The organism is Chryseobacterium sp. C-71 (assembly GCF_020911865.1).
Lineage (GTDB): Bacteria > Bacteroidota > Bacteroidia > Flavobacteriales > Weeksellaceae > Chryseobacterium.
Map to the genome: position 1 here is coordinate 3,013,211 of NZ_CP087131.1, position 26,219 is coordinate 3,039,429.

25 protein-coding genes are annotated in these 26,219 nt (G+C 34.3%); 6 read left to right on the forward strand and 19 right to left on the reverse strand.

Translation table 11 applies throughout. From position 1 onward, the window contains the following. Positions 1-14: 14 nt before the first annotated feature. On the reverse strand, positions 15-3,152 hold the full coding sequence (locus LNP04_RS13870; protein ID WP_229983522.1) for an exodeoxyribonuclease V subunit beta: 3,138 nt from the start codon (positions 3,150-3,152) through the stop codon (positions 15-17). A gap of 182 nt (positions 3,153-3,334) precedes the next feature. On the opposite strand from LNP04_RS13870, the gene LNP04_RS13875 reads away from it, so the two are divergent. The 3 genes from LNP04_RS13875 to LNP04_RS13885 are packed head-to-tail and all read left to right on the forward strand — an operon-like array spanning position 3,335 to position 5,682. Continuing rightward, positions 3,335-4,081, forward strand: coding sequence for a carboxypeptidase-like regulatory domain-containing protein (locus LNP04_RS13875; RefSeq protein ID WP_229983523.1), 747 nt, complete (start codon positions 3,335-3,337; stop codon positions 4,079-4,081). A 36-nt stretch (positions 4,082-4,117) separates the two neighbouring features. Then, positions 4,118-4,885 (forward strand): carboxypeptidase regulatory-like domain-containing protein, encoded by a 768-nt coding sequence (locus LNP04_RS13880; protein WP_229983524.1) that lies wholly within the window; start codon positions 4,118-4,120, stop codon positions 4,883-4,885. Further along, a complete protein-coding gene (locus tag LNP04_RS13885) occupies positions 4,882-5,682 on the forward strand; it encodes a hypothetical protein (RefSeq protein ID WP_229983525.1) in 801 nt (266 codons plus the stop codon). The genes LNP04_RS13880 and LNP04_RS13885 overlap by 4 nt, the downstream gene beginning before the upstream one ends. Positions 5,683-5,697: 15 nt before the next feature. Here the strand turns inward: LNP04_RS13885 and LNP04_RS13890 are convergent, their stop codons facing one another. From LNP04_RS13890 to LNP04_RS13910, 5 genes are all read right to left on the reverse strand, one after another. After that, positions 5,698-6,210, reverse strand: a complete 513-nt coding sequence (locus LNP04_RS13890; RefSeq protein ID WP_229983526.1) for a GNAT family N-acetyltransferase — start codon at positions 6,208-6,210, stop codon at positions 5,698-5,700. A 2-nt stretch (positions 6,211-6,212) separates the two neighbouring features. Further along, positions 6,213-6,434 (reverse strand): PspC family transcriptional regulator, encoded by a 222-nt coding sequence (locus LNP04_RS13895; protein WP_034678114.1) that lies wholly within the window; start codon positions 6,432-6,434, stop codon positions 6,213-6,215. Further along, on the reverse strand, positions 6,427-7,701 hold the full coding sequence (locus tag LNP04_RS13900) for a DUF2851 family protein (RefSeq protein ID WP_229983527.1): 1,275 nt from the start codon (positions 7,699-7,701) through the stop codon (positions 6,427-6,429). The genes LNP04_RS13895 and LNP04_RS13900 overlap by 8 nt, the downstream gene beginning before the upstream one ends. A gap of 179 nt (positions 7,702-7,880) precedes the next feature. Next, complete coding sequence (gene bshA, locus LNP04_RS13905; RefSeq protein ID WP_229983528.1) at positions 7,881-9,029, reverse strand: N-acetyl-alpha-D-glucosaminyl L-malate synthase BshA; 1,149 nt, start codon at positions 9,027-9,029, stop codon at positions 7,881-7,883. A 60-nt stretch (positions 9,030-9,089) separates the two neighbouring features. Next, positions 9,090-10,820, reverse strand: coding sequence for a glycoside hydrolase family 3 protein (locus LNP04_RS13910; protein ID WP_229983529.1), 1,731 nt, complete (start codon positions 10,818-10,820; stop codon positions 9,090-9,092). Between the two features lie 115 nt (positions 10,821-10,935). Here LNP04_RS13910 and LNP04_RS13915 point away from each other — a divergent pair, with 115 nt between their 5' ends. After that, on the forward strand, positions 10,936-11,469 hold the full coding sequence (locus LNP04_RS13915; RefSeq protein ID WP_229983530.1) for a hypothetical protein: 534 nt from the start codon (positions 10,936-10,938) through the stop codon (positions 11,467-11,469). Positions 11,470-11,559: 90 nt separating this feature from the next. Here the strand turns inward: LNP04_RS13915 and ribA are convergent, their stop codons facing one another. From ribA to LNP04_RS13955, 8 genes are all read right to left on the reverse strand, one after another. Beyond that, a complete protein-coding gene (gene ribA, locus LNP04_RS13920) occupies positions 11,560-12,153 on the reverse strand; it encodes a GTP cyclohydrolase II (protein ID WP_229983531.1) in 594 nt (197 codons plus the stop codon). An 11-nt stretch (positions 12,154-12,164) separates the two neighbouring features. Then, positions 12,165-12,629, reverse strand: coding sequence for a hypothetical protein (locus LNP04_RS13925; protein ID WP_229983532.1), 465 nt, complete (start codon positions 12,627-12,629; stop codon positions 12,165-12,167). Continuing rightward, positions 12,626-13,237: a DUF4254 domain-containing protein gene (locus LNP04_RS13930; RefSeq protein WP_229983533.1), complete on the reverse strand. Its 612-nt coding sequence runs from the start codon at positions 13,235-13,237 to the stop codon at positions 12,626-12,628. The genes LNP04_RS13925 and LNP04_RS13930 overlap by 4 nt, the downstream gene beginning before the upstream one ends. 18 nt (positions 13,238-13,255) lie before the next feature. Continuing rightward, positions 13,256-13,471 carry a twin-arginine translocase TatA/TatE family subunit gene (locus tag LNP04_RS13935; protein WP_229983534.1) on the reverse strand — a complete coding sequence of 72 codons (216 nt, stop codon included), beginning with the start codon at positions 13,469-13,471 and terminating at the stop codon, positions 13,256-13,258. 27 nt (positions 13,472-13,498) lie between these two features. After that, on the reverse strand, positions 13,499-15,052 hold the full coding sequence (locus LNP04_RS13940) for a murein hydrolase activator EnvC (RefSeq protein WP_229983535.1): 1,554 nt from the start codon (positions 15,050-15,052) through the stop codon (positions 13,499-13,501). Next, positions 15,049-15,894, reverse strand: coding sequence for a DUF4292 domain-containing protein (locus tag LNP04_RS13945; protein WP_229983536.1), 846 nt, complete (start codon positions 15,892-15,894; stop codon positions 15,049-15,051). Before LNP04_RS13945 ends, LNP04_RS13940 begins: the two co-directional genes overlap by 4 nt. An 89-nt stretch (positions 15,895-15,983) precedes the next feature. Beyond that, positions 15,984-17,003: a sugar phosphate nucleotidyltransferase gene (locus LNP04_RS13950; protein WP_229983537.1), complete on the reverse strand. Its 1,020-nt coding sequence runs from the start codon at positions 17,001-17,003 to the stop codon at positions 15,984-15,986. Between the two features lie 22 nt (positions 17,004-17,025). After that, the gene (locus tag LNP04_RS13955; protein WP_229983538.1) at positions 17,026-18,480 is read right to left on the reverse strand and encodes a lipopolysaccharide biosynthesis protein; all 1,455 of its coding nucleotides are present in this window, start codon (positions 18,478-18,480) and stop codon (positions 17,026-17,028) included. A 122-nt stretch (positions 18,481-18,602) separates the two neighbouring features. On the opposite strand from LNP04_RS13955, the gene LNP04_RS13960 reads away from it, so the two are divergent. Next, positions 18,603-19,943, forward strand: a complete 1,341-nt coding sequence (locus LNP04_RS13960; protein WP_229983539.1) for a dihydroorotase — start codon at positions 18,603-18,605, stop codon at positions 19,941-19,943. A 184-nt stretch (positions 19,944-20,127) separates the two neighbouring features. Here LNP04_RS13960 and LNP04_RS13965 read toward each other — a convergent pair whose 3' ends face one another. Further along, positions 20,128-20,730, reverse strand: coding sequence for an FMN-dependent NADH-azoreductase (locus LNP04_RS13965; RefSeq protein ID WP_229983540.1), 603 nt, complete (start codon positions 20,728-20,730; stop codon positions 20,128-20,130). A gap of 108 nt (positions 20,731-20,838) precedes the next feature. On the opposite strand from LNP04_RS13965, the gene LNP04_RS13970 reads away from it, so the two are divergent. Further along, positions 20,839-21,225, forward strand: a complete 387-nt coding sequence (locus LNP04_RS13970) for a helix-turn-helix domain-containing protein (protein ID WP_229983541.1) — start codon at positions 20,839-20,841, stop codon at positions 21,223-21,225. A 79-nt stretch (positions 21,226-21,304) separates the two neighbouring features. Here the strand turns inward: LNP04_RS13970 and LNP04_RS13975 are convergent, their stop codons facing one another. The 4 genes from LNP04_RS13975 to LNP04_RS13990 all read right to left on the reverse strand — a co-directional run bounded on the left by LNP04_RS13975 (position 21,305) and on the right by LNP04_RS13990 (position 26,209). Beyond that, positions 21,305-22,201, reverse strand: coding sequence for an AraC family transcriptional regulator (locus LNP04_RS13975; protein ID WP_229983542.1), 897 nt, complete (start codon positions 22,199-22,201; stop codon positions 21,305-21,307). A 301-nt stretch (positions 22,202-22,502) separates the two neighbouring features. After that, a complete protein-coding gene (locus LNP04_RS13980) occupies positions 22,503-23,510 on the reverse strand; it encodes an aldo/keto reductase (protein ID WP_229983543.1) in 1,008 nt (335 codons plus the stop codon). A gap of 36 nt (positions 23,511-23,546) precedes the next feature. Then, positions 23,547-23,726, reverse strand: a complete 180-nt coding sequence (locus LNP04_RS13985; RefSeq protein WP_229983544.1) for a hypothetical protein — start codon at positions 23,724-23,726, stop codon at positions 23,547-23,549. Between the two features lie 185 nt (positions 23,727-23,911). Beyond that, positions 23,912-26,209, reverse strand: a complete 2,298-nt coding sequence (locus tag LNP04_RS13990; protein ID WP_229983545.1) for a GH92 family glycosyl hydrolase — start codon at positions 26,207-26,209, stop codon at positions 23,912-23,914. Between the last annotated feature and the right edge of the window lie 10 nt (positions 26,210-26,219).

Here is a 26,219-nt window from a genome sequence, read left to right on the forward strand (position 1 = left end):
ATTCATTTCATGCTCTACAAATAAATCAATTGAGTTTTTAAAACTTTCATTCCCAAACTCTCAAGCACAGCTTTATACCTTTCCAGCTGTTTTTCGTTCTTTTCAGATTCTTGTCCGGTTTTAAAATCTACAATAATACAACCTTCGTCGCCTTTCAAAATACGGTCAGGACGGTAAATCTTACTAATTCCTCTTTCAGAAATCATAATGTCCTTTTCGTTAATCACTTCCCATTTTTCATCAAAAAATTCAGAGTGTTTTGTGATAATTTCTTTTAAAGCGAGGTGAATCTCTTCCTTTTCCTCCAAAGTGATCTGTCCTTCCAAAGTGTAAGATTCCAAGACTTTTTCGATGTCTTTTTCAGTATTTATTTTTGATAAAAGTTCGTGGACAAAAATTCCGGTTCGCACTTTTTTATTTCTTTCCTGATAAGTTTTTGATGGCGTTGCAATTTTTATTGAAGTGCTTTTTTCATGTTTGCTATTCAGGTTTTCTATGTCTTTAGTTTTGTACGTTGAAGTTTTGTGTTTGGTGTGTTTCAACAGCATTTCAGGCTTTGTTTCGTACAAATCAAACTCATCGAGATTCTCCGTGTTTTTAGATTGAATAAATTCTAAAATCTCCAGATTATTCGAGGTTTTATTGGCTTTTTGAAGATAAAAGAAAAGTTGTTCTACAGGTCTTGTAGTCGCAACATATTGCAGGCAAAGTCGGTCAACGAAATTTTTGTAGGAATTAATTTTATTAAATTTCTCAATTTCCGGATCGTAAGCTTCAAGATTTTTGTTAAACTGATTAATGTTCACTGACTTCAAGGCTTCATCGTCGTCTGTATCAAACCAATTATTGAACTGACTGTCAGAATTTTTATTTTCCAAAGGAATGAAAACCACAGGAAACTCCAGACCTTTTGCTTTATGAATGGTCATAATCTGAATGGCATCAATGTTTTCAGAAGCCTGAATAGTGTGTTTTGAAGCTTCTTCATCCCAATATTTCAAAAATTCTTTTGTGCTTGCTCCGGCATTTTGAGTGAAATTGAAAAGCATTTCAAGGAAATTTAAGAGAAAATCGGTTTCCTTATTTTCAACTGCAAATTCGTTGATGTAATATTCAACAAAATTGTAGAGATTAAATTTTGGGAAATTATCCTGTTTCAGTTTTAAAGCATATTTGTTTTGAATAAATTCTAAAATTTCTTCGTGAGTATTGATCCCAAGAATTTCTTTAATATCTAAACTGAAATCATTCATCGTAATTCTGCCCAAACGGTTCAGATAAAACATCAACATAATCAGATGAGGTTTGTTTTTTGGGTTGGTTTCCCATCTTAAAAACTGAATGACTGCCTGCAAAGTATTTGATAATTCTAACGTCAAACCTTTATCAGAAATCGTTTTGATATTTGTTTCTTCACCTCGATAATTGACTTTTAAATTTCCCAATTTCTGCGAATAACTGAAAATATCAAAGTTGCCACGGCAAAGAATCGTGATGTCTGAAAATCTGAATCCGTTATTGAGACATTCCTGAATATCTTTCTGCATTTTCTCAGAAACATCATTGTAAAAATCTTCTTTCGTAAGGTTTTCAATTAAACTAACTTTTACACGACCCTCGATTTTAGATTTTGAATTCTGCTCAGCATCAACTCCGAAAATATTTTTATGCTCTTCTTCTAAATCGATTGAGTGAAATTGATAAAGCTCATTATTAAACTGAACGATATTCTTCGCACTTCGCCAATTGTCCTTTAAGACTAATAATTCAGCTTCTTTAGGAGAAATTTCTTTTTTATTGATAATATCAAGCATTAATTTACTTTCTCCACCTCTGAAACGGTAAATACTCTGTTTCGGGTCGCCAACCAATGTGAAAGAAGTGTTTTCTGTCGAAACACTGTGATCTCTCAACGGCATGAAGTTCTGCCACTGCAACTCGGAGGTATCCTGAAATTCATCAAAGAAATAATGCTGAAACTGGGAACCTACTTTTTCATAAATAAAAGCTGACGGTTCATTCTTTAGATTTTCGTTGATGAGGATGTTGAATTTTGATAGGAGTACCAAATCATTTTCATCTTCAATCTTTTTCAGCTCATCCTGAATGTCTTTATTAACTTTTAAAGGAAGCAAAGCCGACAGAATCTTCTCTTTTTTTTGAGTTTCAATAAATAGGAGAATCAGCTGTATTCTGTTTTCTAAAAGCTGCTCGAGAATCTCAAAAATCTCTGACTCTTTATGTTTTGATTTTGCTGCCGCTCCTTTTTTAATATTGTTTAAAGCACTTTCTTCATGTGTAGGAAATGGAAATCCAGGTCTTTTTTTGTTATAGAAATCTATAATTTTAGTGAAAAATCCGCCAATACCATTTTTGCCTTGAGAAAAATCTTCAACTTCAATATTTCTTGATTTAAAAAGTTCAATCGATTGGGTCGCAATTTCTACTGAACGTTTTTTGTTAGCAACAATTTCTTTTCGAAGCGTATTTTTAATGTCTTCGTATTTGCTGTCGTCGAAGCTTTTGTTGTTTTTAAGATGTTCGTAATGAATGTCTTTTACAAATTCTTTTGCAGAATCGTAAAGGTTTTTATTTAAATTAATTCGCTCATTATTCTCAAGACTGTAATCCACATAATCCATGAATGAGTTTGAAATGCTGTCGTTTTCCCCAATCTGGTCGAGCATTTTGTCAACCGCTTCAATCAGAAAAGGCTCTGCATCAATCTCAAGATTAAAATTTTTAGCCAAACCTAATTCATAAGAAAAGCTTCGGACCAGCCGAGAATTAAAACGGTCGATCGTTCCGATATTTAAAGTGGAATAGTTATGAAGAACGTAATCCAATAGTTTTTTTGATCTGAAATGAAGTTCATCAATCGTAATTTTTATGCCTTCACTTTCAAAAGCGGTCTGAATATTTTTTAAATCTGCATTCTCAGTATAATTGTCTGCTGTAAAATTTCCCAGCCACGACAAAATTCTTTCTTTCATCTCATTCGCTGCTTTGTTGGTGAACGTCAACGCCAAAATATTACGAATAGAATGCTGCTGATTGGGATATCGCAGACAAATCATCAGAAGCCTCTGCACGAGTGCATAGGTTTTCCCGGAGCCAGCAGAGGCATTGATGACCGTATAAGAATTGTTCATGTTTTGCAGAGATTGAGTCTGCAATTTAATTAAAATATAAATGAAATTTTAACAATTAAAGATCGGTTTTTAACAGTTTCAAAAAGAAAAATTCAAAAAATAATACTAAAAGAGTTAACGGTGGTTAAACTTCTGAAATTCAATAAAAATTACTTTAGTTTTGCTCTATAAAACAATAATCTGTGAAATTAAAATTACTCTTTATCTTATCCTTATTTTTCTTTGTCAGCATCAATGCCCAGGAATATATTTTTGGGAAGGTGACTTCCGAAGAAAATATAGAAATGCCTGACGTTACGGTCATCAACATCAGAACAGATGAGAGTGTAGAGACCAATCGAGACGGACATTTTATGATTTCGGGAAGGCAAGGCGATAATCTCCGTTTCATCAAAATCGGTTATGACAGGGTTAATACCAGTGTTACCAAAGAAAATATTGCTTCACCCATCAATATTAAGTTGACAAGATCTGCACAGCTGATTGATGAAGTTGAAATTAAAAAAGCTCTGACCGGGGATTTGAAAATCGATACGAAGACTTTAAATCCGCCAAGAAAAGTTGAGAAACTAAAAAAAGATCTGGCGATTTACATAAAGCAAAAATCTGACCCGAGAATTCTTGCTGCTAGACCCGGCGAGTTTGTACAGCCAAAAGGACAAGGCTTTGCAATCGGGAAAGTGAAAGATAAATGGGACGATATCGATTTTATGAATTATTTGGTAAGTGCTTTGGGTTATCAGTATTTTAATGATTTAAAAATAGAAAGTTCTCAGGTTCAGCATTTCATTGGCTATGTATTGGCTGGCGGTTTTGAACGAAGAAATATTTTAAAATATGGTTATGTCAGTGATGCCGATTTGATGAGATTTCAGCGCGCCGTCTTAATGAGAATTTCTACTTATAAATCCCCACAAGCACAAAAATAGAAGGTGATGAAATCATATTTTTTTAAAATATTTTTTTTGATTCTTACTCTCTTTGTTTTTAATAATTTTTTCTCACAACAGAAAATTTCAGGGAAAATCATCAGCGAAAATGATATGGTCATTACCAATGTTTTGGTAGTCAATATTTCTAATGATAAAAAAACGTACAGTGATGCTGCCGGAAATTTTGAAATTGAAGCTTCTTTAAATGACGAGATCAGATTTTCAAAAACAGGATATGAGAGATCTTCAAAACGTATTTTTGATTATAATTCCCCATTAAATGTTGTTCTAATTAGAATCCCGGAAGAGATAAAAGAAGTTGAAATTCTAAATCTTACAGGAGATTTAAATAAAGATTCTAAAAAGCTTGCTAAAGAAGATAAAGTTGCAAGATTGCAAAAAGATATTGGTCTTCCAAGACCTCCTGAAGTCGCGAGAGAAAAAGCTCCTGAACTTTCAGATGCATTTGTGATTGGTTTTCCGGTTGCGGCGATTAATATTGATGCTTTGTACAAAGTAATCAATGGAGATGCCCGCAGAATGAAGACTGTATATAAATATGAAGACCTGCAAAGGCATATGAAATGGGTGGTAAGCAGGCTTGATGCTGAATATTTTGTGAGTTTAGGAATTCCTGAAGAGCGAATCAGAGAGTTTTTAGAATTCGCTTTTCTCGAAAATCCAAGATCATTAGATTTTGTGAAATCCAAGAATATTAATGGGACAATTTTCGAAATTGAAAAAGTAATTCCCAAATTTAATGAAAGAATGAAATCTCAAACAAAAAATATTGCCAAGTGAAAACCAAAAGTCTAATCATTGTTTTTTATTTCATTGTTGCTCAAATATTCGGGCAGCAAAAAGTTTCCGGCAAAATTACGGACGATCAACAGTTGGGTTTAAATGCAGTTTTAGTTTTAAATGTTACTAAAAATATCCGTTCAGCAAGTGATGTTTCAGGAAATTTCACGATTGAATCTGATGAGAATGATGAACTACGATTTATAAAAGAAAGCTATTACAGAACGGATAAAATCATCAAAAAAGAGAGTTTTTATACTCCAATGAATGTGGTTCTTTTAAGAGTTGAAACGTTAATTCCTGAAGTGAAAATTGAATACAAACCAAGCGGGAATTTAGAAAGAGATAATAAGTATATGAGTGATTCGAGGAAAGTAGCGAAGTTGAAATCCTCAATGGAAGAATATATAAAAACTCCAATGTCAGTTCCAATTCCGAAGAATGAAGTTCCAAAAACATTTCAAGGTCATGATTTTAATGCAGGGCAGGTTAATGTGATTAAAGTGATCGGCGAAGCGGTACGTTTAATCAAAAAAGCATCGGCTCCCAAAATTACGGCACCAACTTTTGGTGAAACTCAGGATTTTTTAAGTAGAGTGAAAAAAGAAATCGACTTAACTTTTCTTACAAAATATGGTATGAATGAAGAAGGAATTGATCATTTTCTCTACTACGCTGAAAGAGTAAATCATCTTTCAAAAAGATTTAGAAAAACCTTCAAACCTTTGGAAATAGAATATGAATTAAAAACAGCATTTGTAGAATATTCTAAGCTGAATAAATTAAGCGGAGAGTAGCAAAGTTAATCACAATTAATGATAAACAACATCATAAATTTCATCTTTCACTTCATCGAGATTTTCCGGATGATAGTTGGATAAAAGCCACAGCTCAAGCGGTTTTTTACCTTCACCATAACTTGGCTGAATATACATTTCGTCTATCAAACTTAAGCCATTTCTTTGGTAAAACGAAAAACGTCGTTTAGAATCTTCGTTCAAATGCTCAGGCTCGATTTCCAGAATAATTCTCGGATGATTTTTAAATAAATAATCGGTGATTTGCGAACCTAGTTTTTGATTTCTAAACTCCACAAAAACTTCAAAATGTTCTACGAACAGATGATTCTTCAGTTTCCAAAGTATGAGATAACCAATGTTATCAGCTTCATTGAGAACTGAAATTACCTTAACCTGTGGATGTTCAAATAAACGCACAAACTTGTACCAATCACGTCTTTCATCTTCAGGAAAACTTGAAGCATAAGAGTTGTAAATCTGTTGTACGCGGTAATCGTCAGGCGAAGTAATTTGTAAAAATTCCATAATTATAAATCAAAAACACTTGGTCTTCTTGTGATAAAAATATCTTTGATCCAAAGCGTGAAAGCCAGCCCAAGGTAGATTAAAAAGAAAAATCCTGCCGTCGCAAAAGTAGAGTAGATGAAGAAAACCCGCAGTTTAGAAACTGGAATTCCTAATTTGGCACCCATTCTCGTGAGTACTCCAAACCATTCTCTTTCCATCTTGTGACGAAGATTATCAAACATGATTGCTTTCTTTTAAAATTTTAAATCCGATGCTGCAATTTAAGCAATTTTTTGGTGTGCAGTAATTTTTGTAATGATAAATCAAACTTTGGGTCTGAAGTGCATTTTTTATTTTTATACCTAAATTTTTCCAGCCATCAACAATTGAATTTTTTTCTGCAGAAAGTTCTTTATAAAATGCCAGAATCTCTTCCGTAATTTCTTCGTTATGGTATTTGTGATAAGTGTATTTTAAAGGTAAAATGCTGTTGAGTATAATCAGCTCAATAAATTCTTTAGTTAAAACTTTAGGTTGGTCAATAGGTGAAATTTTCCCAAAATTAAAATGATTGTCCCAGTAATCTGAAGCTTTTATATCTTTAAAAATTTCCATCAATTCATCAGCATTCTTAGCATTGATTATTTTTGAAAATAAATTTTGATGCTGATGATAAAGGTCTGCCAATTGCGATAAACGAAGCGTTGGGAAGTTGGGTGGCCGCAGTCTCAAAAATTTCGGACGAACAATCAGATCAGAAATATCAAATTTAGCTTTTAGGAAATCAAATTCTCTTTTCCATATTTTCATTTTTTCGTCTTCAGGTTTTTCAAGCCAGCCTGAAATTCCAAAGAGTAAGGCTTCAACTTGGGTTTTGTTTTGTCTGATTTTATTAAAAACGGTAAAATCTACACTTTCGGCAATTTGTTTAAATAGATGTGCATTCACTTTCAACCCAAAAGAATAGGCGAGGCTGTGAAATAAGACTGCTTCATAGTTGTTTTTATGAATTTCAAGATCTTTTTCAAGTTCGGCAGATTTCTCTTCAAGTTTCTGTAATAAACTTTCTTCATGAAAATGAACCGGAATTTTATCAGGATTAAAGATATCTTCACAAGCAATAAACTGACTTTCTTTCAAAAGTTTTTCATACTTGCCAAAAATATTTTCATCAATATGATTTCTTAATTCTAGGGTTGGAATATTTTTTTTGTTAAGTTCATCGATGTCTGCATCATTTTGAAAAACAACATGGAGAATGATATTATCGTAATTCGGGTCTTTATAATGCTGATGGAAAATCCAGTCAGAAGATCTTACGTGAAGTTCTATGTTTCCTGCTAAAATGACGTTATTTATTTTGATTTTTGCCATCAGAAAATCAGGCCCGGAATCTTTGTTCCATTTCCCGAAATCTACTATTTCAATAGGGTTTCCGTCTAAATCTGTGAAGTTATAATGAGTGAATACTTTGAAATTCCAGAGATACTGTAATAGTTTTTCGTTCATCGGTGGTATTTTGTGTTGCCACTAATTTAAGAAAAATTTGAATTTGAAAAGTTGATTAAAATGAAATACGTGAAAATTATTTCTTCTCCGGAAACTTTAGTTAGCGTTCTAGAAAAGTTTAAGTTCAAAAAAAATCAGAGCAACTTGCCCTGATTTTTGTTTTATATTTTAATGAAGATTTAAACTTTTGCCGTTTCCTTTACAAAATTTGCAATCGTCGTTTTATACATTTCCTCGTAAATAGGAAGGATATTTTTTAAGTCAAATTTAATCGCCTGCTCCTTTGCGTTGATTTTCATTTGAGCTAATAATTCTTCGTTGCTGAGAAGTTTAATCGTGTAATTGCTCATCGCTTCTACGTTTCCGATTTCCGCTAAAAATCCGGTCTCTCCCTGAATGTTTACTTCCGGAATTCCACCGGCATTTGAACTGATAACAGGCGTATATGCTGCCATCGCTTCCAAAGCTGCCAAACCGAAACTTTCCTGCTCTGAGGGAAGTAAAAACACGTCAGACAGTTGTAAAATTCTGTAAAGATCATTCACTTTACCCAAAAGACGGATTTTAGAAATCAATTCAGGATTCTCTTCTAAGAAAGAGTTTACTTTTTCCATGTCTGGACCTTCACCGATGATGATTAATTTAGATTTAACCTTCTTTTCAACACTTTTAAAAATCTGCAGAACTTCATCTACACGCTTTACAGGTCTTAAGTTGGAAACGTGGATAAGAATTTTTTCGTCCGGACTTGCAAATTGAGTTCTCTGGCATTCATTAAGCTCATCAAATTCAGAATTGTCGATGAAGTTGGTGATGACCTGAATTTCTTTTTTAATATTAAAAAACTGCAGGGTATCTTTTTTCAGACTTTCAGAAACGGAAGTAATCGCATCCGACTGATTGATAGAAAATTCTACTGCGTGTTTGTAACTTGGGTGTTGTCCTACCAAGGTAATATCGGTTCCGTGAAGTGTTGTCACCAAAGGAATGTCGTTATTGTCTTCTTTCAGCATTTGCTTTGCCGTAAACGCAGCATAAGCGTAAGGAATCGCATAATGTGCATGAAGCAAATCTAGTTTATAAAGATTTACAACACGGTAAATCATTGAACTCAATGCAATATCATAAGGCTGATATTGGAAAAGCGGGTAGGTCTGAACATTAACTTTGTGAAAGAAAATATTGGGATTGGTGATATCTAATCTTGCCGGAAGTGCCGAACTGATGAAGTGTACCTCATATCCTTTGTTGGCTAGAGACATCCCTAGTTCTGTTGCCACGATTCCGCTTCCGCCGTATGTTGGATAGCAAAGTATGCCTATTTTCATCTGTATATTTTATTTTTTGGTTGTCAGATGGAACGCTTAAAGCGTCTCATTAGTTTAATTTTATTTTGATGTGGTGAATTCTGTTGATTTTGAAAACTGTGGAGCTTCTAAGGTGATTCCCATTCCGGCTTTCAGTTGGTCATTGACTAAAACGGGAAGCTTACCTGATATTTTTGTTTTTCCGTTGATAGCATTTGCCGTTGCGGTCATAGAGTCATCATTGTTTTCGTAAGATACCAAGACGGTAGAGACTTTAGATAAATCTATATCTTTCAAAGCATAAGCGCTTCCAAAAACATTCAGTATTACATTTTGATTTTTAGCTAAATCTGCCAAAACCTTTTTAGAATCAGCTGAAATTTTATAAGGTTTGTAAGCGGTAGAATTGTCTTTATGAAAACCAACAATCACTGTAGAATTTGCAGGAATTGTTTTTATTTCCGAAGCTTTTTTAATGATAACCGTTGAATTTAAATTTAATTGATCCGCAAAAGTCTGGTAAGGTGCCTCTTCCAATGGAACGTAGTAACAAGTGTTTTTACAGTTCAGAGGAAGTAATTTTTTCTCATCTTTTATTAATGTTAGAGCATTTGCGTAAAGATTCTGAACTAATATTTTGTGAGAATCATTATTGATGTCTTGATTGACGTTTTCAGGATTTTTAGGAGTGTATTGATTTAATCCTAAAAAATATTTAGTCAGTAGAATTTTCTTTACACTTTCTTCGACTCTTGCCTGAGAAATTTCTCCATTGACAATCGCTTTCTGAATGAGTTTTTTACCTTCTGCAACGCCTTGTGAGAAAAGCATGATGTCGTTTCCGGCTTTGAAAGCCAATGCATCTAATTCGCCAGGTTTGTATTTGTTAGCAACGGCTCCCATATTTAAAGCGTCAGTAATAATTAAACCTTTATATCCGAATTTTTCTTTCAGTAAACCTGTGATGATATTTTTTGAAATCGACGCAGGAATTCCTTTTCCAGATTCTAAGCTTGGAACGTAAAGATGCGCAACCATCACTCCGCCAATGCCTTTATCCATTAAAGATTTGAAAGGTGCTAATTCGATTGCGTTTAATCTGTCTAAATTATGTGAAACCACTGGAAGATCAAGATGTGAGTCGGTATTCGTGTCACCATGTCCCGGAAAATGCTTGATTGCTGCTAGAATATTATTATCCTGCAAACCATTAGAATAGGAGAGTGCAGATTGTGTGACATTAGAAACTTCAGACCCAAAACTTCTGTTCCCTATAATCGGATTGTTTGGATTGGTACTAACGTCTACAACAGGTGCAAAATCCCAGTTGATGCCCATTCTTTTGCAGTCTTCAGCAATTTTTGCTGCCATCTGATAAATCAAATTTTTATCCTGAATGGCTCCCAAAGTCATCGCCCAAGGAAATTTATGTGCCGTTGCGATTCTTTGGTATAAACCCCATTCAGCATCCATCCCGATCATCAAAGGGATTTTAGATTTTTGCTGAAATTCGTTCACTAAGTTAATTTCTCTTGCGGCATCATCCTGCATCAGAATTAATCCTCCAATTTTATCATTGGTGACAATGTTTCTAACCTGATTGATATGGTTTTCATCTTTATTGGTGTAAAGTGCAACAATAAACAGCTGACCTAGCTTTTCGTCCTGAGAAAGCGAATTGTAGGTTTTATCAACCCATTGCTGGGCTTTCTTTTGATCTGAAAGAGATATGTTTTTCGGCTGATACTGAGCTGAAACTTGTGAATTGATAAACAGTAAAATGAAGAGTAATTGAAAAGCTACTTTGTTCATAATTTTTGAATAAGAACAAAAATACAACTAAAAAAAACAGCAGAAACAAAGTTTTTTAATTTTTTGGTATATGTTTTGATTGGGAGTAGTTACTAATAATATTAAATTTAATACAATGAGAAAATTTCTTCCAATTCTTACGCTAGCTTTAGCTAGTTTCTTTGTTTACAGCTGTGATAATAATGATGATGAAGTTATTCAGGTGGAAGATAACGATACCTATTCTGTGGCGTATGATATTAACAATCCTGTTTTTAGTAGAGTAAATGATAACCTTTACACATATGGTAATGATTTTAATAGTCCGTTAATTGAATCTGATGTAGTACTTATATATATGCAGGTCGGAACGGATGGTGGATCTCCAGTTTGGAGATTGCTTCCTTATACCTATTACGTGGGTAATCCAGATAATGACGCTGTTGATTATTTATTTGATTTCAGTAAATTTGGTATTAATATCAACGTTAATGCATCATTTGCATTAACTGGTGCAAATTCAAGTTACTACACGGGTAAAAGATTTAGAGTAGTTGTTATTCCTGCAGCAACGGGTCCTAGCAGTAAAGGCGCTGTAGATTATAGTGATTATAACAAAGTAATTAAACTTTATGGGATAGATGAATCTAAAATTAAAATGAAAAATTAATTTAAAAATATATCTTTTCAGTTTTTTATAATTAAAAAGCTCTGGAAGTAATTCCAGAGCTTTGCTTTTTTATCAAAATGTGAAATTGATTTAATCTTGTTCATCCAAAATGTGTCCGAAGTAATCTTTCTTTGTTTGAAGATATCCGCGGCTAGAATCGTTCGCTGGAATCTGTAAAGGAATTCTTGAATTGAGATTGATATTACTTTGTTCTACAAACTTTACCTTTTCGGGATTGTTTGTTAAAAGATTGATGTTTTTTACGTTGAGAATATTTAAAATATCAATAGCTACTGAGAAATTTCGGTCATCTGCGGGTAATCCTAATTTTAAATTGGCTTCTACGGTATCGAAGCCTTTTTCCTGAAGCGAATAAGCTTTCAATTTATTGATGATGCCAATATTTCTTCCTTCCTGACGCAGATAAACAATGATTCCTCCATGTTCGTGAGTGTATTTCATTGCTGCATCCAATTGCTGTCCGCATTCGCATTTTTGTGAGTGAAAAACTTCACCGGTGATACATTCAGAATGGAAACGTACATTGATAGGTTTTGAAAAATCTGTATGCTCGGCTATAATTGCCATATGAGGCATCCAATCACTTGATTCTTCCGAAAAAGCGATCATTCGGAAATTCCCATGATCTGTAGGGACATTAGCTTCCGCCTGAATTTTAATCATTTAATTGTAAGTTATTTTTTACTGTTTATTGAGTCTTCAATAAAAGTAACATTGGTTTTTAATCTTACCAAATATCTGTTGAGAACTGCATCGTCGTCTTTATTAAGATATTTTCTGAGTTTCTGAATTTTCTTGTAAGATTTTTCTAAACTTTTAAGAGTTTTATTTTTTCCGGAAACATTACCTGCATCAAGTGCGTAAAGATAATTTTGTAAAGAATATTTTAAAGTATTCACCTCTTCATTTAATGCTGTATTCTTAAATTTAGGAAAAGTAGAAATCAGATTGGTGATTTCAGCAGCATTTACATTTTCATTAATGTTGATTGAGAAACTGCTATTTGCACCAGCCTCTGCATCTGCTCTTCTTGCTTCACTATAGAAACTGCTTGAAAGCGGAGAAACATTAGGTTTTTCTGTAGCGCAGGAAGAAATAATTATTAATAATAGTAATCCGAAAAAATATTGTCGTTTCATTTTTGCTCCTTTTGATAAAGGATTGGGTTAAGGCTTTCATCGTTGTACATTTTCATTTGTTTGTACACTTTCATCTTAACATCACCGTTCTCAATATCAGTAAGCAATTGACTTATTGAAGTAGTTAAATCTTGTTTCTGGTCTAGAAGTACATCGAGTTTTGTCTGGCAATTTGCACGATGCTCTTCCGAAGCCGATTCTCTATGAGCTTCCAACGACATGTGGTAAACCTTTAACGAAAGAATAGATAATCTGTCAACTGCCCAAGCTGGAGTTTCAGTATTTATTTTCGCATCAGTTTTTGGAGTAATATTTTTGTATTTATCAAGAAACCAACTGTCTATATACTCAACCAAATCTGTTCTCTTCTGATTAGAAGCATCGATTGTTCTTTTAAGTTGAAGTGCATGTACAGGATCTATGTTTTCGTCTCTGATAATATCTTCCAAATGCCATTGAACGGTATCAATCCAATTTTTAGCATACAAAATTCGTTCCAAACTATCAGTAGGATATGTATTATTAATCGGAGTTTCTATATTATCTAAAACATGGTAATCTTCAATTGATTTATTGAAGATTTCCCAAGCGGTATCTGTAAAATTCATTTGAACTGAAAAGTAATATTAATTGCTGGTATTGTTTGTCGTGTTCGAAGTAGGATTTTCAGTTTTAGTCACTGGTTTTTCATCTTCCTTCACAGAATCTTTAAACTCTTTTATTCCTGAACCCAGACCTTTCATTAATTCCGGAATTTTTTTTCCTCCAAATAGAAGTAAAAGTATGATCGCTACGATCAATAGGTGTTGCCAAGATAATGACAGTATTGTAAGTGTGTACATGTCTAAAATTTTTACAAAGTTAATATTTTAATTTGAAACCCAACCTAACGGATCTACTGGCGTATCTCCTCTCCAGATTTGGAAATCTAAGGTAAAAGATCCGTCAAAATCCTGAGCAACAGTTCCTAAGGTAGTTCCTGCAGAAACTTGCTGACCTTTCGAAACTGTATTGCTGCTAAGATTTGAATAAATAGAGAAATAATCTCCGTGTTTTATCAAAACTGTTTTTGTTCCATCCGCTGCTGGCATTATCTGGGAAACTGTTCCCGGGAAAATCGCTTTTGCGCTGGTTCCTTTTGCTACGGAAATTTTAATTCCGTTATTTTCTTCCACGATATTTTTAAATACTGGGTGAGGTTGTCTGCCAAAACGGTGGGTAATTGTACCGTAGGCAGGCATTGCCAATCTACCTTTATTTGCTGCAAAGTTATTTCCTGCTGATGTAGACACACCATAATTAGTCAACGCTTTGGTCTCGGCAGCTTTTTTATCGTCATCTGTTTTTTTCTCTAATGCGGCTTCGGCAGCCCTTGCAGCAGCTAATTTATTTGCAGCTTCTCTTGATTTTAGAGCGGCATCATCTGATGCTTTTTTAGCGGCAATTTTTCTTGCTTCGTCTTTAGCACTTGCCTCACTTTTTGCTGCTTCTTCATTTCTTTTTCTTTCATCTTCAGCTCTTTTTGCTGCAAATTCTGCTGCTTTTTTAGCTTCGGCTTCAGCTAATTTCCTTTCTCTCTCTAAAGCTTCAGCTTTTGCTTTGTTCTCAGCATCAATTCTCGCTTTTTCTCGGTCTGAAGCTATTTTTGCTAAACGTATTTTTTCTGCTTCAGCTTTTTTTCTAGATTCTTCTTCAGCTTTTGCTCTACGAATTTCTTCAGCGATAATTGATCGTATTTGTCCTTCTAATGCTTTAGACTGAGTTTGCTTTTGTTTTAATTCGCCAGCAAGTTTGCTTTCGTTTTTCTTAAACTCATTGACCAACTGCTCTTTCTGCTTCCTCTCAACACTGATGGTTGTTAAATCTTTTTGCTGATTAACTAAAAGATTCTCTTTTTCAACTGCAGATCGTCTCTTTTTCTCAACAGATTTTTTCAGCTCAACTGCTGCGTTAGTGATTTCTGCAGCTTTTTTGTCTTGATAGTCAGAATACTGTTTCAGATATTGTACTCTTCTCATCGCTTCACCAAAACCTTTTGATGAAAGAATGAATGTTACCTTATTCTGAACACCTTTGTTTTTATAAGCATTCACCAAAACCTGAGCGTAGTTTTTTCTTAAAACGGCTAACTCACGATTTTGTCTATTTATTTCAAGCTGACGAAGATAAATTTCATCTTCTATAAATCTTTTCTCTTTTTGAGTATTGTTATAAACCTTTTCTCTTAAGGCTAATTTCTGATTAACACTTGTGAGATAAGATATGGAAAGCTTAGACTCATTTCTTGTTTTTGCTAGATCAGTATTTATTTTTGCAATTTGTTTTTTAAGCTCGGCATTTTGTTGCTGTAATTGCTCTTTCTTTTGCCCAAAGTGCAACGAGAACAGCAGAATTCCTATTAAAAAGCTAAATTTTTTAATCATTTAATCTCAATTTTCTTATAATTGGCTGGAACTGAATAAGGTGTTTCCATTTTAGTGAAGCCAAATTTCGTGTTTTCCAATAAAATCTGACTTGTTTTTGAACCTTTTATAATTATTTTAACACTTTGCGGCAATTTGAGATTATTGTCAAAAGTCTCCCATTCATCATATACGATTTCAACTGCGTCATCGGATTTCACATCCTGCAATTTAACGTAAATTAAATTATAATCATTAGAATATCTCATATTGATTTTATACTCACGCTCAACGTCATTAGTGACAATCTTTTGATTTACAATGGATGCCAATTGATATCCGTCTTCATTTTTTGTAATACTTGAATTTCTGTTACTTACCAAAAGAAAAGTACGTCCCAAAAGGATTTTCTCTAAAGTTTTGTAATCGATGAAGTTGATATTCAGTAAATTATTTAAATAATCAAAATCAGAATCAATATAATTTTTATTGTATTTGTCAACTGCTTTAATCCCTTCAGGCGTGATGATTGCTCTTGCTGCATTGAAGAATAAGAAGTTGATGTTTGACCATATTTTTTTATCACTTTCAATATAAATCGTAGCATCAAGAGGGCTTACTCTGATGTTATCTGCCGTGATTTTACTGTTGATTTTAATCTGATCAAATTTTGGATGTATATAAATGTTTTCGTAAAAAGTCAATCGGTCTGAAATGTTTTTTCCTTCGTCAATTTTGTCTTTATCCTCTGAATTTTCTATTTTGATACTGTCATTTTCAGAAGCGTTTTGCATAGCGTTTTTCTTGGTTTTACATGAAAGTATAACCATTGTTGCCAGCAATAACGTAATCCATTTTTTCATAAATTATTTTATATAAATACTTTACAATATTAACGCCAAACCACACAAAACATTTTGTGTGGTTTGAAGTCAATCTATTCTTTATAAAATTAATCTTTATTTAGGAAATCCAAAACAGAATAATCACCCAAAGAAATTTCTCTTGAAACCCCAAAATACTGTGCAGAATTTCCAATCATTGAGTTTGAAAGGTTTCCGTGGTTGATTTTTGTGTTTTCCTGAATCAGAGAATTTTCAATATTTGAATTAATAATTACCGTATTATTTCCTACAGAAACTCCGGGACCAATTTTTGAATTCATAATCTTCACATTTTTCCCGATAAAGCAAGGTTGAATAATCAGAGAGTTTTCAATTATTGCTGATGCTGTGATTTGAGACATTTCTTCTTTTTCGTATGCCAAAATTTTACTGTTGGTCTCTACAGTTGCATTTTTATTTCCACAATCCATCCAGTCATCTACTTTTCCAAGGGTGAATTTGGCACCTTTTTGGCGAAGATTTTCCAATGCGGTTGTCAACTGATATTCTCCACCAAATTTGATGTCATTATCCATGATGTGATTAATTTCAGACATCAATTTCTCTCCTGAGTTGAAATAATAAATCCCAATGATGGCAAGGTCTGAAACGAAAGTCTGAGGTTTCTCAATAAAATCTGTGATAAAACCGTAGTCATCCAATTTTACAACTCCAAAAGCTGAAGGATCTTCTACTTTTTTAACCCAAATTACACCGTCAGAATTGGTATCTAAGATAAAATCTGCTCTGAAAAGGGTGTCCGCAAAAGCTACAACCACATTTCCCGTCATTGATTGCTCTGCGCATTTGATTGCATGAGCCGTTCCCAAAGCTTCTTCCTGATGATAAATACTTCCTTTCGCACCTAATCTTTCAGCAATTTGAAGAAGAGACTTTTCAACTTCATCGCCAAAATCACCGATAATGAAAGCAACTTCTTCTATCACCTCTCCTGCAACTTTAGCAATGTCTTCTACCAATCTTTGTACGATAGGTTTTCCTGCGATAGGAATTAATGGTTTTGGAACCGTTAATGTATGTGGACGCAATCTGGAACCACGCCCAGCCATAGGAACAATTATTTTCATTTGATATTGTATAGTTTAAATTTTATGATTTTCTAAGTATTTTGTTGATCATCGTTCTTTCATTATAAATCAAGAATGCAATGAAGAAAATGAACATTCCGTTTCCTATAAAATAATTATATCGGAAATAATAAAACGAGACCATCGAAATTGCAATCGAAAGCGTTAGATAGACAGCTATTTTCTTAACATTATAGTGAATAGGATATTGAATTCTTCCCCAAATATAGGAAATAACCATCATACTTGTATAGGTAATCAGTGCTGCAAAAGCACTTGCCCAATATCCGTATTTTGGAATGAAAGTAAAGTTGATCATCATCGTAATTGCCGCTCCGATTAAAGAAATGTACAAACCAACTCTGGTTTGGTCAGATAATTTATACCAAATCGAAAGATTAAGATATATTCCTAAAAATAACGCTCCGAGCATTACAAAAGGAATAATTTCAATACCTTCAAAGTAAAGTGAATTTCCTAAGTATTTTTCAGAAATCCATTGCAGATTCACCATCAATCCGATGTAGATGAGACAATTGCAGATTACAAATACATCCATCAAAACTGCGTAGGTTTTGTGATTGTTTTTATCTTTAAAACTTGAAAAGAAATAAGGTTCAATTCCCAACTGATATGCCTGTCGGAAAACCGTGATGAATGTTGCTATTTTATAAACTCCACCGTAAACACCAATCTGATGTTTGGCTTCTTCTTTTGGAAGTAAATATTTTAAAAACTGTCGGTCTAAAGTCTGGTTAATCACTCCTGCTAATCCCGCAACCATTACCGGCCATGAGTAACTCATGATTCTTTTCCAAAGTTTAAAATCAAACTTTTTAAAACTAAAGTTGACGAATTCTTTTCCTACAATCGCTAATGTGATGATGCTTTGTACCAAATTGGCAATGAAAACATATCCCACACCAATTTCAGGTTCATATTTTAAACCTAAAATTCCGTTAGGGTAATGAGGAAGCCATTCGATGAAAAATACAATCAGAAAATAATAAACCAGTGATCCTGCAACCTTTGAAATTGTATATAAAACAGGTTTACCTTCTAATCTTAAAACTGCGGAGGGTATCGTTGCAAAAGCGTCAAAAGAAAGAATGAAAAGAAAAATGACAAGATAATTGACCTGATCCGGAGTTTCAAAAGCATTCGCAAGTTCCTGCCTGAAAACATATCCTAGAATAAGATAAATCAAACCGATCCCCAAAATGCTCAGTGCCGTAGTAGAAACCAAAGTTTTTTTATCAATATCACCTTCTTGAGCAAAACGGAAAAAAGAAGTTTCCATTCCGTGGGTCAAAAAAACCGTGATGACTCCCGCAATCGAATACCAATCTACGAAAGGTGATGATGCGGAAGGTCCGAATGCATTGGTAACGATGGGTGCAATGAGGAAAGGAAAAATCCTCACCAAAACCGAACTTAGTCCGTACACCGCAGTTTGCCCAAATAATTTCTTGTACAAATTTATTTTTTTAAAGTGCAAATGTAAATATTAGAATTCACAATTTTCTGACTTATGCTTAAAAATCATTAATGAAAATATTAAATTTGTGCAATACAAATCTTTATATCTAAAAAGTAAAAATGAAAATTCTAATAAAAAATGCCCAAATCGTTAATGAAAATCTGGTTTTCCAAAGTGATATTCTGATTGAAAATGATTTGATTTCTAAGATTTCGAAAAATATCTCTGAAGAAAATGTTGACCAAATTATTGATGCTTCCGGAAAATATCTTTTGCCTGGAATTATTGATGATCAAGTTCATTTCCGTGAACCAGGTTTGACGCATAAAGGTGACATAGAAACCGAATCAAAATCGGCAATTGCAGGTGGAATTACGAGTTTCATCGATCAGCCAAATACTGTTCCGAATGCCGTAACTCAGGAACTGTTGGCGGATAAATATGAAATTGGTTCTCAAAAAGCTTATGCGAATTACGGTTTTATGATGGGCGGAACGAATGATAATTTGGAGGAAGTTTTAAAAACAAATCCGAGAAATGTTCCCGGAATCAAATTGTTCCTAGGTTCATCTACAGGAAATATGTTGGTTGACAATCCTGAAACTTTGGAAAATATTTTCAGCAATACCAAAATGCTGATCGCTGTTCATTGTGAGGATGAAGCAACGATTAGAGAAAATACTCAAAAATATTTAGATGAATATGGTGAAGATATTCCTGTAAAATTCCATCATCTGATCAGAAGTGAGGAAGCTTGTTACAAATCTTCTTCAAAAGCGGTTGAATTGGCTGAAAAAACAGGAGCCAGACTTCACGTTTTTCATCTTTCAACAGCGAAGGAGATGGAACTTTTCCGAAATGATATTCCTTTAAAAGATAAAAAAATAACGGCAGAAGTCTGTGTACATCATTTGACTTTTACCAATGAGGATTACGATACCAAAGGCGGATTAATCAAATGGAATCCTGCGGTAAAAACGCAAAAAGATAAAGACGGACTTTGGGAAGCAATTTTGGACGACAGAATTGACGTCATTGCAACCGATCACGCACCTCACACCTGGGAAGAAAAACAAAATGTTTATACAAAATGTCCTTCGGGAGCACCTCTGGTTCAGCATTCTTTGGTCGTAATGCTAGAGAATTTCAGAAACGGAAAAATTACTTTAGAAAAAATCGTTGAGAAAATGTGCCATAATCCTGCGATTCTTTTCAGAGTTGAGAAGAGAGGTTTTGTGAGAGAAGGGTATAAAGCGGATTTAGTTTTGGTAGACTTGGATAAAAACTGGACAGTTGCCAAAGAGAATATTTTGTACAAATGTGGCTGGAGTCCGCTTGAAGGGATGAATTTCAATTCTAAAGTCACTCATACTTTTGTGAATGGAAACCTGGTTTACGACAACGGAAAAATCAATGAAGAAAAATTTGGGGAGCGTTTGCTTTTTGAAGTTCAGGAATAGATTACAGCGAAATAATTGTATCAATAGGAACGGGCTTTAGCCCGTTTTTTTATTTAAGAATAGAAATTTTCTTTAGCAAAATTTAAATCTGTCGCAGATTGAGCAGATCAAGCAGATTTTAAGCGCAATCATCTGCAAAATTTGCTCAATCAGCGAGAGAAAATTATCTAACAATAATTTGAAATTAATCAATCACAATACTTTCAATTCCTTTTTCTAAAGCATTTTCCATAATTCCTGGAATGGACAGTCCTTCTGCCCGAAAAACACTCACATCTGTAACGCCGTAAAAGCCAAAAACATTTTTCACGTAAGGAACATTAGAATCATAACTCTGGTAAGGTCCTTCTGAATAAATGTTTCCGGAAGAAAGGGCGATGTATAATTTTTTGTTGTTCAACAAACCTTTAGGCCCGTTCTCATCATAACTGAAAGTATATCCTGCTCTTGAAGTAAAATCAAAATAAGCTCTGAGACTTGCTGGAACTGAAAAATTATACATTGGAGATTCGATTACGATAATGTCTGCTTCCTGCAGTTCGGCAATTAAACCTTCAGAATATTGGTTGATAGCTTCCTGTTCTGGAGTTCTGTTTTCCGCAGGCGTAAAAAATGTATTGATATGTACTTCCTCCAAAAGCGGAACAAGATTTTTAGTTAAATCACGCTCTTTTACTTTGCTGTCAGGATATTTCTCCTGAATTTTTTCTAGTACAGCACTTCCTAATTTTCTGCTTGCAGATACTTCTATTCTCGGACTTGAGATGATGTGCAAAATTTGTTTCATTTTTTTAATTTTAAATTTCTTTGACAAAATTATGTACATTTGCTTATCAAAAGTTAGTAGTGAACAAAAGGTTAGCAATAACCTTTTGGTTAGTTTGAGATTAATTTTATGGAAAATATTATTGAATTAGAAGAACCACTTACGGAAATAAATTGCCAAAATCATCTTTCATCGGTGGAAGATGCAATTTATGTCATTGGCGGAAAGTGGAAGCTTAAAATTATTATTGCTCTTCAGGAACACGGAAATATTCGGTTCAATGAGCTTCAGAGAATCGTTACCGGAATTTCGGCAAGGGTACTTTCGAACGAGTTGAAAGATCTGGAAATCAATGGTTTTGTAAAAAGAATCGTTCACGGCGAACAAACGCCTGTTGTTGTAGAATATATCTCAACTGATTACAGCAAGACTTTAAAAACTGTGATTATGGCACTTTCCGAGTGGGGAAGAGAGCATAAAAATAATTTGAGAGAAGACATTTTCGAAAATAAATAAAACTCTCGCAGATTTAGCAGATAATACAGATTTTAAATTCAATCTGCCCAATCCGTAAAAATCTGCGAGAGAAAATATATCAATTAAAAGATTGCCGAAATTCCAATGGAGACATTTTCGTTTTCTTTTTGAAAAGCGTACTGAACGATTGCGAATGTTCAAACCCTAATTCATAAGCAATTTCACTTACCGATAATTCCGTTGTCGAAAGTTTCTCTTTCGCTTTGCTAATCAGCTTTTCGTGAATATGTTGCTGTGTATTTTGCCCGGTTTGAATTCTTAATAAATCACTTAAATAATTAGGCGAAAGATTCATCGCTTCAGCAATTTGATGAACGGTCAAAAGTCCTTTTTCGGAAGATTCTTTGTCAAAATAATCATTCAGGAATTTTTCGAATTTGATGAGTAACTGATGATTATTATTCTTTCTTGTGATGAATTGTCGTTCATAAAAACGCTGAGAATAATTAAGTAAAAGATCGATCTGCGACAAAATAATTTCCTGTGTATGTCGGTCAATATGCTGACATTCTTTATCGATTTTATGAAGGATTTGTATCAGATCATTTTCTTCTTCCTCAGACAGATGCAACGCTTCGTTCACGGCATAAGAGAAAAATCCGTAGCTTGAAATGGTCGTCGCCAAAGGATGTTTCAGCAGAAAATCTTCGTGAAAAATCAATAAAAAACCTGCCGAATTACAATCCATCGTCGCAACATCCAAATACTGAACCTGGCTGGGCGCAGTAAAACTCAAAACACCTTTATCATAATCATAATGTTGCTGTCCGTATCGTATTTTTCCTGTCGCCTCTCTTTTCAGAGCCACACAATAAAATCTGTTGGTAAAGCCTTTCCAGACCTCATCTTCAATAAAAATACTTTCAGAAAGATTGATGACGCTCACCATCGGATGTCTAGGTTCCGGAAGCGACAGTAATTTATGAAACTGAGAAATAGATTGTATCGTGTTCATAATTTGAGATTCTAAATATTAAAGGTAATAATTATTATTTGACTCTGTCGAACCACTTTGTTAGGTTTGGGCGCCTTTATCCGTCTTCCACTCCCGCTTTTTTGCTCCGCTTCGCTCCGCAAAAAGAGCTCCTTTCAAGCCGGGGCGCAATCGTATTGCGTTCCAGCTTTATGTTTTGTAAGCTTTCAGAATTTGTCATTCTGACGAAGGAAGAATCTCTGAAATATAACTTGAGATTCTTTCACTACATTTCATTTCATTCAGAATGACAAATTGGTTAAATATCTAAATTTAAAAAAGATTAATAATCCAAAAGCCCCATACTGAATTCATCGTAAGGATTACCCGTATCTGTTCCCAAAGGTACAATACTTTCCAGCTTCTGAAGGTCAGATTCATTCAAAACGATTTTGCTCGCTTCAATATTTTGCTCAACATATTTTCTGCGTTTCGTTCCGGGAATCGGCACAATTCCTTTGCTGATAATCCACGCCAAGGCCAATTGTGATGAAGTGATTTGTTTTTCTGTGGCAAGATTTTCAATCGCTTCCACCAATTCAATGTTTTTTTGAAATTGTTCTCCCTGAAAACGTGGAATCGCTCTTCGGAAATCATTTTCCGGCAAATCATTGATTGTTTTAATATTCCCTGACAAAAATCCTCGTCCAAGCGGAGAATACGCCACAAAACCAATTCCCAAATCATTCAAAGTTTCGATTACACCTTTTTCCTCAACCGTTCTTTCAAAAAGAGAATATTCACTCTGAACTGCCGAAATCGGATGAACGGCGTGCGCTCTTTTCACAGTCTCAGAAGAAACTTCAGACAAACCGATATACCCAATTTTTCCTTCTTTTACCAAATCACTCATTGCTCCGACAGTTTCTTCAACCGGAACATTTTTATCGAGACGATGCATATAATAAAGATCGATGTAGTCTGTTTTTAGATATTTCAGCGAACGTTCAATAGATTTTTTTACGTAATCTTTAGTACCATTGATTTTCCAGGTTACCTGTTCATTGTCGTCAATTTCCCAACCGAATTTTGTAGCAAGAATGTATTGGTCACGATTACCTTCAATCGCTTTTGCAATCAATTGTTCGTTCGTAAATGGTCCGTACAAATCTGCCGTGTCGAGAAAATTACCGCCCAATTCCAAAGAGCGATGAATCGTTGCGATGGCTTCTTTTTCATCCGTTTTGCCGTACATATCTGCATCGCCGAAACCTGTCATTCCCATACATCCCAAACCGATATTGGGGATGATTAATCCCTGACTTCCTAATTTTACCTGATTCAATTTCATATTGTTGATTTTTATTGGTACAAAATTCAGCAGAAATTAGAAATATGAAGTTTGCAAAACAACGATTGTCGTATGCAAATTACGGATAAGCAATGTTAATTTTCTGGCAGAACTTGTTCCGATATTTTGAGATTGGTCAAATTTAGCGGAAGATTTCGTTGGAAAAATCTGCATCATCTGCAAAATCAGCGAGAGAATTGATCCAAGATTTGTCATTCCGCAGAAATTTAAACAACGTAAATAAAGCTTTGCTTAGATTCCACGCTCTACTGCGTTCCGCTCTGAATGACAAACTTTGAGGATATTCTTCACTCAAATTTACTTCATTTCGAATGAAAGTATTATGAGTTTTATTTGTGAAAATTTGCGTAAAAAAATTAGTGATATTAGTGTTTGAAAAATTATTTTTTAGGTTTAGAACTCATATAAAAACTCAATTTCCCACCCTTCACAATATCAGAATGTTTCAAAATAAAGTTTTTAATTTCTTTTCCATTCAAAACAATTTTCTGAACATACATGTTTTTCGAACTTTGATTAATGGCTTCAATTTCAAATGTTTTCCCATTTTCTAAATTCAAAACAGCATGATCAATTGCCGGGCTTCCAATCGCATAATCTTCCGAACCTGGAGCAACCGGATAAAAACCAAGAGAACTTAAAATATACCACGCACTCATTTGCCCTGCATCGTCGTTTCCGCCCAATCCGTCGGGAGTTGCTTTGTATTGCATTTCTAAAATCCATCTGATTTGTGCCTGCGTTTTCCAAGGTTGTCCTGCCCAATTGTAGAAATAGGCAACATGATGCGCTGGCTCGTTTCCATGAACGTATCCGCCGATAATTCCTTCTCTTGTTATGTCTTCTGTATCTGCAAAAAACTCGTCTGGTAAATGCATCGTGAACAATTCATCCAATTTTGAAGCGAATTTTTTCTTCCCACCCATTAATTGCATGAGTTCGTCAGGATTTTGAGGAACAAAGAAACTGTAATTCCATGAATTTCCTTCGATAAAGCCTTGACCGTGAGTGCTTAACTCATTAAAATCTTTTTTAAAACTTCCGTCAGCTAAACGAGGGCGCATAAATCCGATGGCTTTATCAAAATTATTTTTCCAGTTTTCAGAACGTTTGATGAATTGATTGTAAATTTCTGTTTCGCCTAAATGTTTTGCCAATTGCGCAATTGCCCAATCATCATAAGCATATTCCAATGTATTGGAAACCGAAGTTCCGCTTTTCTCTGCAGGAATATAGCCTTTGTCAATATAAAAACCAATGCCTTCGTAATCTCTTTTGTTTGCAGTTTCTACACAGGCCATCAATGCTGCTTTTGAATCTCCGTCATAATTTCCTTTAATAATGGCATCGGCAACAACGCTTACACTGTGATAACCGCTCATGCACCAATTATCGTTGGCATAATGCGACCAAATCGGCAACATTTTCATCGAAAACTGATTGTAATGTGCCATCATCGATTTCACCATATCATTATTTCTTTTGGGCTGAATAATGTTGAAAAATGGGTGAAGTGCACGATACGTATCCCAAATTGAAAATGTTGTGTAATTGGTAAAACCTTCTGCTTTGTGAATGTTTTGATCTAAACCTTTATATTCTCCATTGACATCAGTGTACGTTGTAGGACTGATAAAAGTATGATACATCGCCGTGTAAAAGTTAGTTTTTTCTGTTTCAGAACCTTTGATGACGATTTTATTTAATTCTTTATTCCAAATTTCCTGCGTTTGTGCTTTGACTTGGTCAAAAGATAAATTACCTGTCTCTTTTTCTAAGTTTTCTAAAGCATTCGTTTGGCTCACGGGTGAAATGGCAAGCTTAACTTCGATTGCTTCATTTTCATTCGTATCAAAATCAAAATACATTTTCAGATTTTTTCCTGCGATTTCAGGGAAGTTTTTAGTCTGGTCAAATTTTCTCCAGAAACCATTATAAATCTGCTTTCCATCATAGTTTTTCTGACCGTAAGATTTAAAAGGCTTTGAAAATTTCATCGCAAAATAAACCGTTCTTGTTCTTGCCCAACCGTTCGTTTGTCGGTAACCAGTAATTGTATTTCCGTTTTCTACACGAACATAAGTCCAGACATTTTTGCCGTCATAATTATAAATTCCAGACATTAAATCTAAAATAATATGTGCCTGATCAGATTTTGGAAAAGTGTAACGATGAACACCAACTCTTGTTGTTGATGTTAACTCCGCTATAATATTGTGGTCATCCAATTTTACTTTGTAATATCCGGCTTCTGCTTTCTCGTTTTGATGTGAAAATCTGCTTCTGTACCCGTTTTCAGGATGGGTAGATGTTCCTGGATTCAATTGCAATTTCCCAACAGTTGGCATCACCAGAAAATCTCCTAAATCAGAATGTCCGGTTCCACTGAAATGAGTTGAACTGAAACCTACGATTGTTTTGTCTTCATATCTGTAACCAGCACAGTATTTATAGACTTCACCATTGTATTTTCCATTGAGTTCGTAGGAAATGGTATCGGTTTCCGGGCTTAACTGAACCGCTCCGAAAGGGGCGGTTGCTCCGGGATAAGTGTGCCCCATTTTCTCGGTTCCAATTAATGGATTGACATATTGAACTAGTTTCTCGAATTGTTGAGCTTTTAGATTTAAACTGAAAAAAAGAAAAAAGATAAGAAGTAAAACTGCAGAATTTTTCATGTGAGATGAT

Bases quoted from the DNA above. Each gene is read 5' to 3' on its own strand.
- LNP04_RS13870 (WP_229983522.1), bottom strand. From the start codon at position 3,152: ATGAACAATTCTTATACGGTCATCAATGCCTCTGCTGGCTCCGGGAAA.
- LNP04_RS13890 (WP_229983526.1), bottom strand. From the start codon at position 6,210: ATGGAATTTTTACAAATTACTTCGCCTGACGATTACCGCGTACAACAG.
- LNP04_RS13895 (WP_034678114.1), bottom strand. From the start codon at position 6,434: ATGTTTGATAATCTTCGTCACAAGATGGAAAGAGAATGGTTTGGAGTA.
- LNP04_RS13900 (WP_229983527.1), bottom strand. From the start codon at position 7,701: ATGAACGAAAAACTATTACAGTATCTCTGGAATTTCAAAGTATTCACT.
- bshA (WP_229983528.1), bottom strand. From the start codon at position 9,029: ATGAAAATAGGCATACTTTGCTATCCAACATACGGCGGAAGCGGAATC.
- LNP04_RS13910 (WP_229983529.1), bottom strand. From the start codon at position 10,820: ATGAACAAAGTAGCTTTTCAATTACTCTTCATTTTACTGTTTATCAAT.
- LNP04_RS13915 (WP_229983530.1), top strand. From the start codon at position 10,936: ATGAGAAAATTTCTTCCAATTCTTACGCTAGCTTTAGCTAGTTTCTTT.
- ribA (WP_229983531.1), bottom strand. From the start codon at position 12,153: ATGATTAAAATTCAGGCGGAAGCTAATGTCCCTACAGATCATGGGAAT.
- LNP04_RS13925 (WP_229983532.1), bottom strand. From the start codon at position 12,629: ATGAAACGACAATATTTTTTCGGATTACTATTATTAATAATTATTTCT.
- LNP04_RS13930 (WP_229983533.1), bottom strand. From the start codon at position 13,237: ATGAATTTTACAGATACCGCTTGGGAAATCTTCAATAAATCAATTGAA.
- LNP04_RS13935 (WP_229983534.1), bottom strand. From the start codon at position 13,471: ATGTACACACTTACAATACTGTCATTATCTTGGCAACACCTATTGATC.
- LNP04_RS13940 (WP_229983535.1), bottom strand. From the start codon at position 15,052: ATGATTAAAAAATTTAGCTTTTTAATAGGAATTCTGCTGTTCTCGTTG.
- LNP04_RS13945 (WP_229983536.1), bottom strand. From the start codon at position 15,894: ATGAAAAAATGGATTACGTTATTGCTGGCAACAATGGTTATACTTTCA.
- LNP04_RS13950 (WP_229983537.1), bottom strand. From the start codon at position 17,003: ATGAAAATAATTGTTCCTATGGCTGGGCGTGGTTCCAGATTGCGTCCA.
- LNP04_RS13960 (WP_229983539.1), top strand. From the start codon at position 18,603: ATGAAAATTCTAATAAAAAATGCCCAAATCGTTAATGAAAATCTGGTT.
- LNP04_RS13965 (WP_229983540.1), bottom strand. From the start codon at position 20,730: ATGAAACAAATTTTGCACATCATCTCAAGTCCGAGAATAGAAGTATCT.
- LNP04_RS13970 (WP_229983541.1), top strand. From the start codon at position 20,839: ATGGAAAATATTATTGAATTAGAAGAACCACTTACGGAAATAAATTGC.
- LNP04_RS13975 (WP_229983542.1), bottom strand. From the start codon at position 22,201: ATGAACACGATACAATCTATTTCTCAGTTTCATAAATTACTGTCGCTT.
- LNP04_RS13980 (WP_229983543.1), bottom strand. From the start codon at position 23,510: ATGAAATTGAATCAGGTAAAATTAGGAAGTCAGGGATTAATCATCCCC.
- LNP04_RS13985 (WP_229983544.1), bottom strand. From the start codon at position 23,726: ATGACAAATCTTGGATCAATTCTCTCGCTGATTTTGCAGATGATGCAG.
- LNP04_RS13990 (WP_229983545.1), bottom strand. From the start codon at position 26,209: ATGAAAAATTCTGCAGTTTTACTTCTTATCTTTTTTCTTTTTTTCAGT.